10 protein-coding genes and 1 pseudogene are annotated in these 9,680 nt (G+C 72.6%); 5 read left to right on the forward strand and 6 right to left on the reverse strand.

Going from position 1 to position 9,680, the window contains the following annotated elements:
* Nucleotides 1-38: 38 nt before the first annotated feature.
* Nucleotides 39-544 (forward strand): annotated as a pseudogene (locus OFY01_RS26725) (aminotransferase class I/II-fold pyridoxal phosphate-dependent enzyme); the annotation flags it as partial.
* Here the strand turns inward: OFY01_RS26725 and OFY01_RS26730 are convergent.
* Nucleotides 456-1,937, reverse strand: coding sequence for an MFS transporter (locus tag OFY01_RS26730; protein WP_266604085.1), 1,482 nt, complete (start codon nucleotides 1,935-1,937; stop codon nucleotides 456-458). The pseudogene OFY01_RS26725 and the gene OFY01_RS26730 sit on opposite strands and share 89 nt — an antisense overlap.
* Before the next feature lie 11 nt (nucleotides 1,938-1,948).
* The gene (locus OFY01_RS26735; protein ID WP_266604087.1) at nucleotides 1,949-2,395 is read right to left on the reverse strand and encodes a MarR family winged helix-turn-helix transcriptional regulator; all 447 of its coding nucleotides are present in this window, start codon (nucleotides 2,393-2,395) and stop codon (nucleotides 1,949-1,951) included.
* Nucleotides 2,396-2,571: 176 nt separating this feature from the next.
* On the opposite strand from OFY01_RS26735, the gene OFY01_RS26740 reads away from it, so the two are divergent.
* Nucleotides 2,572-3,990, forward strand: coding sequence for a GNAT family N-acetyltransferase (locus tag OFY01_RS26740; protein ID WP_266604089.1), 1,419 nt, complete (start codon nucleotides 2,572-2,574; stop codon nucleotides 3,988-3,990).
* Here the strand turns inward: OFY01_RS26740 and OFY01_RS26745 are convergent.
* Nucleotides 3,950-5,200: a trans-sulfuration enzyme family protein gene (locus OFY01_RS26745; protein WP_266604091.1), complete on the reverse strand. Its 1,251-nt coding sequence runs from the start codon at nucleotides 5,198-5,200 to the stop codon at nucleotides 3,950-3,952. The two genes, OFY01_RS26740 and OFY01_RS26745, sit on opposite strands and share 41 nt — an antisense overlap.
* 59 nt (nucleotides 5,201-5,259) lie before the next feature.
* Between OFY01_RS26745 and OFY01_RS26750 the strand changes: the two genes are divergently transcribed.
* Both OFY01_RS26750 and OFY01_RS26755 read left to right on the forward strand, forming a co-directional pair.
* Nucleotides 5,260-5,784 (forward strand): Lrp/AsnC family transcriptional regulator, encoded by a 525-nt coding sequence (locus OFY01_RS26750; protein ID WP_266604093.1) that lies wholly within the window; start codon nucleotides 5,260-5,262, stop codon nucleotides 5,782-5,784.
* Between the two features lie 20 nt (nucleotides 5,785-5,804).
* Nucleotides 5,805-7,520 carry a DUF885 domain-containing protein gene (locus OFY01_RS26755; protein ID WP_266604095.1) on the forward strand — a complete coding sequence of 572 codons (1,716 nt, stop codon included), beginning with the start codon at nucleotides 5,805-5,807 and terminating at the stop codon, nucleotides 7,518-7,520.
* 33 nt (nucleotides 7,521-7,553) lie between these two features.
* Here the strand turns inward: OFY01_RS26755 and OFY01_RS26760 are convergent, their stop codons facing one another.
* Both OFY01_RS26760 and OFY01_RS26765 read right to left on the reverse strand, forming a co-directional pair.
* On the reverse strand, nucleotides 7,554-7,778 hold the full coding sequence (locus OFY01_RS26760) for a DUF7489 domain-containing protein (RefSeq protein WP_266604097.1): 225 nt from the start codon (nucleotides 7,776-7,778) through the stop codon (nucleotides 7,554-7,556).
* A gap of 46 nt (nucleotides 7,779-7,824) precedes the next feature.
* Nucleotides 7,825-8,325: a rhodanese-like domain-containing protein gene (locus OFY01_RS26765; RefSeq protein WP_266604105.1), complete on the reverse strand. Its 501-nt coding sequence runs from the start codon at nucleotides 8,323-8,325 to the stop codon at nucleotides 7,825-7,827.
* 169 nt (nucleotides 8,326-8,494) lie between these two features.
* Here OFY01_RS26765 and OFY01_RS26770 point away from each other — a divergent pair, with 169 nt between their 5' ends.
* Nucleotides 8,495-8,956, forward strand: a complete 462-nt coding sequence (locus OFY01_RS26770) for an Lrp/AsnC family transcriptional regulator (protein ID WP_266604099.1) — start codon at nucleotides 8,495-8,497, stop codon at nucleotides 8,954-8,956.
* A gap of 70 nt (nucleotides 8,957-9,026) precedes the next feature.
* Here the strand turns inward: OFY01_RS26770 and OFY01_RS26775 are convergent.
* Nucleotides 9,027-9,680 (reverse strand): SbcC/MukB-like Walker B domain-containing protein (locus tag OFY01_RS26775; protein WP_323135564.1); only part of this gene is annotated, 654 nt, incomplete at its 5' end.

Raw genomic sequence — 9,680 nt, forward strand, 5'->3', positions numbered from 1 at the left:
CGCGGCGACCCCGGCGGCGACCAGCGCGCTGCCCAGGGCCCGGCAGCCCGCAGTACGAGGAGCTGTTCGCCTCGGTGGGGCCTCGGGCGGTGCGGTTGCCGCTGGACGCGGAGGGGCTCGCCATGGAGCCGCTGCGCGCATCGGGGCTGTGGGCCGTCGTCACGCGTGCTCGGCGGCGCGCAGGGCCGGACCGCTCGCCCGGGCGCGCGGTGGACGGCCTGGTCGTGGAGGACGACTACGACGGGGACTTGCGCTACGACCGGGCGCCGGTGGGCGCGCTGCAGGGGCTCGACCCGGTCATGTCGCGTATGCGGGTTCCGTCGGCAAGTCGCTCGTGCCGGGGCTGCGCCTGGGCTGGCTCGTCGTGCCGGACACGCTCGCGGACGAGGCCGTCGTACGCAAGCGGTACATGGCTCTCGGCAACCCCGCGCAGGACCAGGCGACACTGGCCCGCTTCATCGAGCACGGCGCGTACGACCGGCAGCTGCGCCGCTGCCGACGCGCCTACAAGGAACGACGTGACGCCCTGGTGACGTCGCTACGCGGCCGAGCGTGCGGTCGAAGACGGTGAGCAGCAGATACAGGACGCCGGCGCCGAGCATGATCCAGGCCAGGTGGTGCATGCCGTCGGTGTCGGCGCGCTGTCCGAAGGACGCGGCGGACGCGGACGAGGCGATCATGGAGCCCATGTAGGCGAAGGTGCGCAGGAGTCCGGCGGACGAGGCGGTGCGTTCGGGGTCGGCCTGGAAGTAGACCGAGTTCTGCAGGGCGAGGTTGTTGAGCCCCTGCGGGAGGCCGAAGATCAGGGCGACGAGGACGAGGGTCCACAGCGGACTGGTTCCGGTGAGCGTCAGCAGCACCACGCAGGCGACGATCTGTCCGGCGGCACCGACGAGGAGCTTGCCCCGGACGCCCCGACGCCGTCCGGAGACGATGGAGACGCCGATACCCACCACGAACATGGGTATCTGCACCAGTCCGGCGTGGAACGGGGTGAGTCCGTGGCCGTCCTCGGACCACTGGCTGAAGCCGTAGAGGAAGGCGTACGCGACGACGTAGGCGACGAGTGCGCGTGCGTAGGTGGCCAGGAGAGGCGTGTTGCCGCCGAGCACCCGCAGGTCGATGAAGGGGGCGGTGGCCCTCAGCTCACGCAGCGCGAAGGCGGTCGCGGAGGCGGCGACGGCGAGGAGCAGGTACCAGTCGGGCGGCCGCAGGTTCATGAGGAAGAGCAGCAAGGACACGAGCGTCGCGGCGAAGAGCCCCATGCCGAGCAGGTCGAGCTGCGCGGCGACGCCCCCGCTCGCCCTGGCCCGCGCCGACGGCGCCTTGGGCCCGGGCAGCCGCCACAGGCCGAGCAGTACGGCGGCGACAGCGAGCGGAACGTTCAGCGCGAAGGTGGCGCGCCAGCCGCCCGCCGCGATGAGGAGACCACCGAGGAGCGGCCCGACGACCGCGATCGTCTGGTTGGCGACGGCGAGCGCGGTGAGCACCCCGGCGGGGCTGTCGCGTCCGGTGCGGTCGGCTTCACTGCGCACGAGTGCCATCGCCGCGGGGTAACCGGCGCAGGTGCCGAAGCCGAGCAGGACGCGGGCGCCGATGAGCACACCGAGGTTCGGCGCGAGGGTTCCGACGACACCGGCGACGCCGACGAGGCCGGTGCTGATGAGGAAGAGCCTGCGCGGCCCGAAGAGGTCGATGAGCCGGCCGACGACCGGCTGGCCGAGGGAGGTCGCCAGGTACAGGGCGCTGACCAGCCACGCGGTCTGCGCGGCGGGGGCGCCGAGGGCCCGGCCGATGGGGACGAGGGCGACGGAGATGATCGTCGAGTTGACCGGGTTGAGGACCGACCCGAGCAGCATCGGGGGCAGCAGCCGCCGGTCGAAGCCGGTCTCCGCGCCGGTCGCCCTCCTGGCGGCGCCGTTCGTCACGTCGTTCATGGATCGGCACATCAGTCGTCGATCAGCCGCCGAAGTACGGTCATGGCCGCCAGTACGGTCTGTCGCTCCTCTTCGGTGCACATGTCCCGCAACCGTCCGGCGAGCCATTCGGTACGGGCCTGGCGGCCTTCCTCGACGCGCCGACGGCCCTGAGGGGTCAGTGTGATGAGCAGGCGCCGCCCGTCGTCCGGGTCGGGGGTCCGCTCCACGAGCCCGAGGGCGGCGAGCGCGGCGACGGTCGCCGTCATGGACTGGTGCCGCACTCCCTCGCTCGCGGCGAGTTCGCTGGCCGTGACCGCCTTCTTGTCGGACAGGCGGGCCAGGACGGTCGCCTGCCCCAAGGTCATCTCGTCGGTCCGCGAGGCGCTCAGCAGGCGCCGCCGCAGCCGACTGACGACGGCGCGGATCTCCCGCGACACCTCGACAGCCGAAGCCGACGGATCCGGGTTCTCGCTCATGCCGCCACGGTAATTCGCACAGGCGACACTGTCCAGTTTACCTGTACAGCTTTCCTGAGTGTTCCAGGAGCGCAGGGTCCAGTCAAAACGGGCAAACGCCGTCTTTACTCAGCGGTCACAAAGCGTTCGTGATCACGCAACACCGTTCCTTCACAGTGGAGGGCATGAGTCCAGACATGTCTGACGTGACGCGCGCGAGGAACGGACGGCCGGTGCACCACTGGCGCAGGGACCTGGTCGAACTGGCCGCCCTGTTCACCGCCGTCGCGGTGGCGGACGCGGTGGCCAACCTGGTCGGGCACGGGCCGCACGGCCCCGCTCTGCTCGTCGTCTCGGCCGTCGCGCTCTTCGGCACCGCCGGGTTCCACGCCTGGTGGTCACGGCGCCACAACCACGCCCCTCCCTCCCCCGATACCAGCGCCCGTCCGCACGTCTTTCCCGAGACGGCGGACGGGCGGCAGGCCCCGGAGCAGACGTCGCCCGACCCGGCGGACAGCTGCTTGTGGCGGATGCGGACCACCGTGCGCGACGCTCCCGGTTCGCTCGCCGCGCTGTGCACGGCGCTCGCCCACCGGCGGATCGACATCCTGAGCCTGCAGACGCACCCACTGGCCGACGGCACCGTCGACGAGTTCCTGCTGCGCGCCCCCCAGGAACTGCCCGTCGCCGATCTGACCCGCGCGGTCGCGCTGGCCGGCGGCTGCGGCACCTGGATCGAGCGCGCCGACGCCCACGACCTGGTGGACGCCCCCACCAGAATCCTGGGCCTGGCCACACGGACGGCTCTCGACGCCGCCGAACTACCGCTGTCGCTGCGGCAGTTGCTGGGGCGTTGCACCATCCGCTCGCGCCCGGCCCCGTCCGCCGGCGCGGTGGAGGCCGACGGTGAGGGCGACCGCCCCTCCGTCGAGGGCGCGCTCGACGAGACCGTGATGCGGCTGCGCACGCCGCAGGGCGGCGTGATCACCGTCGAGCGGCCGTATCTGCCGTTCACGCCCACGGAGTTCGCCCGCGCCCGCGCCCTCGTGGAGCTCGACGCCCGGCTCGGCCCCCGGGTGCCGGACGGCGCCGATGTGCTCACCCTCCCGGAGGGACCCGACATCACGGTGCGCCGCGCCGACGCCGCCGACCTGGCCGCGGCGAGGGCGATGCACGAGCGGTGCTCGCGGCGGACGTTGGGGCTGCGCTACCACGGCCCGGTGGGCGACGTCGACCGCTACCTCAACCACCTGCTCAGCCCGCACTTCGGCCGCACGATCGCCGCGCAGACCGCGTCGGGCCGCGTCGTCGCCCTCGGCCACCTGCTCTGGGACGGCGACGAGACCGAGGTCGCCCTGCTCGTCGAGGACGCCTGGCAGCGCCGCGGCATCGGCTCCGAACTCCTCGGCCGCCTGGTCGCGATGGCGATCGAGGCGGGCTGCGAGAGCGTGTACGCGGTGACACAGGCCGCCAACACGGGCATGGTCGCGGCGATGCGCGGGCTCGGCCTTCCGCTCGACTACCAGATCGAGGAGGGCACGCTGGTCATCACCGCGCGGCTCGACGCGACGCCGGTCAGCTCCCGGCTTCCGTACGAACGGCACCAGCGGCGCTGACGGTGTCCTGCCGCGGTCCGTCCGCCGCCCGGTCCAGCGCGCCGTCCAGGTCGGCCCAGAGGTCCTCGACGTCCTCCAGGCCGACCGAGAGACGCAGCAGCCGGTCACTGACGCCCGCGGCCCTGCGGTCGTCGGCGGCCACGATGCGGTGGCTGATCGAGGCCGGGTGCTGGATGAGCGAGTCGACGCTGCCGAGGCTCACCGCCGGGGTGATCAGGCCGACGCCCGCGATCACCGCGTGCGGGTCCCCGGCCACCTCGAAGGCGACCATGGCACCGCCCAGACGCGGATAGTGCACCCGGCTCACCCGCGGGTCGGCGGCCAGGCGCCGCGCCAGTTCCGCCGCGCTCGCCGAGGCCGCCCGCACCCGGACCGGCAGCGTGGCCAGGCCGCGCAGCAGCAGGTACCCGGCGAGCGGGTGCAGCACGCCACCCGTCGCGAACCGCACCTTGCGCAGCTCACGCGCGAACTCCTCGTCGCACGCCACGACGCCGCCGAGCACGTCCCCGTGCCCGCCCAGGTACTTGGTCGCGCTGTGCAGGACGAGCCGGGCGCCGCTCTCCAGGGGGCGTTGCAGGACGGGCGTGGCGAAGGTGTTGTCGACGAGCAGCGGCACGGAGCCGCAGGCGTGCGCGACGGCTCGCAGGTCGACCTCGGCGAGGGTCGGGTTGGCGGGCGACTCCACCATCACCAGGCCCGTGTCGGGGCGGATAGCGTCGGCGATGCCCGCCGGGTCGACCCAGCTCACCTCCGAGCCGAGCGCGCCCGCGGTGAGCAGGTGGTCACTACAGCCGTACAGCGGGCGGACGGCGACGACATGGCGCAGCCCCGCCGCGATGCGCACGAGCAGCACCGCGCTGAGCGCCGCCATGCCGCTGGCGAACGCCACCGCGCTCTCGGCCCCTTCCAGGCGGGCCAGGGCCGTCTCGAAGCGGGCGACGGTGGGGTTGCCGAGCCGCCCGTACACCGGTGGCCCGCCGTCGAGGACGCCGCTCTCGGCGAACGCGTCGATCCGGGCGGCCTCGGCCCGGCTGTCGGCGGACGGGTAGGTGGTGGACAGGTCGATCGGCGGGGCGTGCAGACCGAGCGCGGTGAGGTCCTCGCGCCCGGCGTGCACGGCCTGCGTGGCGAGCGACCGCACTGTGCGGCGCGCCCTCGCGTCGCCCGCGTGTCCGTCTGCGTACTCGTCTGCGTACTCACGGTGTCCCATGCGCACAGGCTGAACACCGACCGGTTCCCGGTGGACAAGTCCCGTGTTACGTTCGGCCGATGTCGGACTCCGTCGTACTCGATCCGGTTGATCTGGAGATCCTGCGGCTGCTGCAGAACGATGCCCGTATCACCTACCGGGACCTGGCGGCGCAGGTCGGTGTCGCGGCCTCGACCTGTCTCGACCGGGTCAACAGGCTGCGCCGCGCCGGGGTGATCCTCGGTCACGTGCTGCGGCTCGATCCCGGCAAGCTGGGCCGCGGCCTCCAGGCGCTGCTGTCCGTGCAGGTGCGACCGCACCGCCGTGAGCTGGTCGGCCCGTTCGTGGAGCGGATCCGGTCGCTGCCCGAGGCGCTCACGGTCTTCCACCTGACCGGCCCGGACGACTACTTGGTGCATGTGGCGGTGCGCGACATGGCGGATCTGCAGCGGCTCGTCCTCGACGCGTTCACCGCGCACCGCGAGGTGGCTCGGGTGGAGACGCGGCTGATCTTCCAACAGTGGGACTGCGGACCGTTGTTGCCACCGGATGCGCGGGCCGCTTCCGGCACGCTGACGGCGAATCATGGTGGCGCGGCCCCCTGACTAGTACGAGGATGTTCGGCATGCCAGACACCTCACACAGCCCCAGTCAGCTTCCCCGCCAGGTCGCCGACGCGTTCGTCGACGCCCACGTCGCCCTGGACCCGGTCGAGGGCACCTACCTCGGCGTCCCGGAGTGCCACAGCAAACTGCCCGACCTCTCCCCCGCCGGCCTCGACGCCGTCGCGGAGCTCGCCCGTGCCACGCTGGCCCGGCTCGACGCGGCGGAGCGCGTCCCGGGCGCCGACAGCGACGTCGAGCGGCGGTGCGCGCGGCTGCTGCGCGAGCGGCTCACCGCGCAGCTGGCGGTGCACGACGCGGACGAGCACCTGCGCGCCGTCGGCAATCTGGGTTCGCCGATCCACCAGGTGCGCGAGGTGTTCACGGTCACCCCGACCGAGACGGACGACGACTGGTCGGCCGTGGCCCAGCGGCTGCGTGCGGTCCCGGCGGCGTACGCCGGATACCGCGAGAGGCTGGAACTGGGCCTGGAGCGCAAGCTCTTCGCGGGCCCCCGGCCGACGGCGACGGTCGTCACCCAGCTGTCCGAGTGGGCGGGCCAGGGGCAAGCGCAGGGCCAGGGGCGGCAGCGGGGCTGGTTCGGCGAGTTCGCCTCCGCAGGACCGGACGCGCTGCGCGGCGAGCTCGACGAGGCGGCGCGCGCGGCCGACGCCGCCGTGGTCGCGCTGCGCGACTGGCTGCGCGACGTGTACGGGCCGGCCGTCGAGGGCGCGCCCGACGTCGTGGGCCGCGAGCGGTACGCGCGCTGGTCGCGCTACTACAACGGCGCCGACCTCGACCTGGACGAGGCGTACGCGTACGGCTGGAGCGAGTTCCACCGGCTGCTCGGGGAGATGCGCGTCGAGGCGGAGAAGATCCTGCCCGGTGCGAAGACGCCGTGGGTGGCGCTGGCCCGTCTCGACGAGCACGGGCGGCACATCGAGGGCGTCGACGAGGTGCGGCGCTGGCTGCAAGGGGTGATGGACGAGGCGATCGCGGCGCTCGACGGCACGCACTTCGAACTCGCCGAGCGGGTACGGAAGGTGGAGTCCTGCATCGCCCCGCCCGGCAGTGCGGCGGCGCCGTACTACACGCCGCCGTCGGAGGATTTCTCCCGTCCCGGCCGCACCTGGCTTCCCACCATGGGCCAGACCCGGTTCCCGGTCTACGACCTGGTGTCGACCTGGTACCACGAGGGGGTGCCCGGCCACCACCTCCAGCTGGCCCAGTGGGCGCACGTGGCCGGTGACCTCTCCCGCTACCAGGCGTCGCTCGGTATCGTCTCGGCCAACGCGGAGGGCTGGGCGCTGTACGCGGAACGGCTGATGGACGAGCTGGGCTTCCTCAAGGACGCCGAGACGCGGCTCGGCTATCTGGACGCGCAGATGATGCGCGCCTGCCGGGTCATCGTCGACATCGGCATGCACCTGGAGCTGGAGATCCCGGCGGACTCGCCGTTCCACCCGGGCGAGCGGTGGACCCCGCGGCTCGCGCAGGAGTTCTTCGGCTCGCACAGCAGCCGTCCGGCGGACTTCGTGGAGAGCGAGCTGACCCGGTATCTGTCGATCCCGGGCCAGGCGATCGGATACAAGCTCGGCGAGCGGGCGTGGCTGCTCGGCCGTGAGCGGGCGCGCGCGGCGCACGGCGCGTCGTTCGACGCCAAGGCATGGCACATGGCGGCGCTGTCGCAGGGCTCCCTCGGCCTGGACGACCTAGTGGACGAACTGGCCCGCCTGTAGGAGACGGACGGGAGGCGGCGGGCCGCGCGGCGGCTACCCCTTGACCGGCTGTGCGGCGCCCGCCTCCTTCACCAGGCGGTCACCGACGGCGACCGCCTCCCACAGGGTCTTGTCGATACGGACCTTCTTGGTCGCGCCGTCAGGGAAGCGGATCTCGGCGTAGTGGTAGAGGTTGGAGCCGTCGGTGTTCCTGCGGGTCTTGTCGACGACGACGCCGTCCCAGCTGTCTTCTTCGCGCACTTTGCGGGATTTGAACATGCCTTCAGGGTGCCACGCGCCGTGCCGAGGCGCGGGCCGAACGCGGTCAGCACCCGCAGTCGTCGGCACCGGTGGGAGCGGTCAGCGGGTCGGCCTCCCTGCGGGCGGGCCCTTGCCACGTCTCGTACGGGAATCCTTCCCGCACCCAGTACTCGAAGCCGCCGAGCATCTCCTTGACCTGGAAACCGCGTTCGGCGAGGGCGAGGGCGGCGCGGGTCGCGCCGTTGCAGCCGGGGCCCCAACAGTACGTGACCACCGGCACCGACCTGTCGAGGAGCTGTTCGGCCTGCTCGGCGATGAGCGCGGTGGGCAGGTGGACGGCTCCGGGGACATGGCCCTGGTCCCAGCATTCGGTGGACCGGGAGTCGACCACGACGAACCCGGGATCTCCGTCGTCGGCCAGCGCCGAGGCGACGTCGGACACGTCGGCGTGGAAGGCGAGGCTCGCCCCGAAGTAGGCGGCTGCGGCGGCGGGCGAGGCGGGGGCGACCCGCAGGACGGGGTTCGAGGCCACGTGCGTCGGGCTCGGCGCGTCGATGTGGCTCATGCCCGTGTGGCTCATGCCCGTGTGATTCATGTCGATGTGGCTCATGGGGTCTCCTCCGTACCGCGTTCTGTTCCCGGTCAAGAACCTACGGCCCCCGAGACCGCCCCTGAAGGGACATTCCCCGGCAGAACCCTTGCTCCGCCGGGGAAACCACTGCTATGGATCGACCATGGCCGCTGATTCCACACCCTCGTACGTTCCGGATGCCACCGACCGCCGCATCCTTCAGGTCCTTCAGCGTGAAGGCCGCACCGGGTACGCCGACTTGGCCCGCGCCGTGTCGATGTCGGCGAGCGCGGTGACCGAGCGCGTGCGCCGCCTGGAGGAGGCCGGCGTCATCGCCGGTTACACGGCGGTGGTGGCACCCGAGCGGCTCGGCCTGCCGATCCTCGCGTTCGTGCGGCTGCGGTACCCGACGGGCAACTACAAGCCGTTCCACGACCTGGTCGCCGCGACGCCGGAGATCCTGGAGGCGCACCACGTCACGGGCGACGACTGCTTCGTGCTCAAGGTCGTGGCCCGGTCCATGAGCCACCTGGAGGAGGTCTCAGGCCGGATCGGCGCGCTCGGCTCGGTGACCACGAGCGTGGTCTACTCGTCGCCGCTGCCGCGCCGCGCGATCGAGGGCTGACCCGGCGGGCGATCGAGGGCTGATCCGACGGGCGATACGCGATCCGGATCTCAGGCTCGGGCCGGTCCTCTCACCACACCTCCTGCCGCACCGTCGACCCGTCCCGCCCCTTCACGACCCTCAGCTGCGCGTGGACGCGGCGGCGCAGGTCCGGGACGTGGCTGACGATGCCGACGCTGCGGTCGCGTTCCCGCAGGGAGTCGAGGACGTCGAGGACCTCGTCGAGCGTGTCGTCGTCCAGGCTGCCGAAACCTTCATCGATGAACATGGTGTCCAGGCGGACGCCGCCCGCCTCGTCCGTGACGACGTCCGCCAGGCCCAGAGCCAGGGCCAGGGAGGCGAAGAACGTCTCGCCGCCGGAGAGAGTCGCCGTGTCGCGCTCGCGGCCCGTCCACGCGTCGACGACGTGCAGGCCGAGGCCCGAACGGCCGCGTCCGGCGAGGGAGTCGGAGTGCACGAGCGTGTACCGGCCGGACGACATGCGGCGAAGGCGTGCGGTGGCTGCGGCCGCGACCTGCTCCAGGCGGGCCGCGAGGACGTACGACTCCAGGCGCATGCGGCGTTCGTTGTCGGCGGAGGTTCCGGCGGTGAGGAAGGCGAGACGGGCCACCCTGTTGTACGCGCGGCGCAGTGGGCCCAGGCGGCGGGCCTCGGCGGTGGCGTGGCGCGAGAGCCGGTCGAGTTCGGTGTGGCGGTGGGCGGCGGCGTCACGCGCGGAGGCGGC

Origin of the sequence: Streptomyces beihaiensis, from assembly GCF_026274175.1 — a bacterium.
Lineage (GTDB): Bacteria > Actinomycetota > Actinomycetes > Streptomycetales > Streptomycetaceae > Streptomyces > Streptomyces beihaiensis.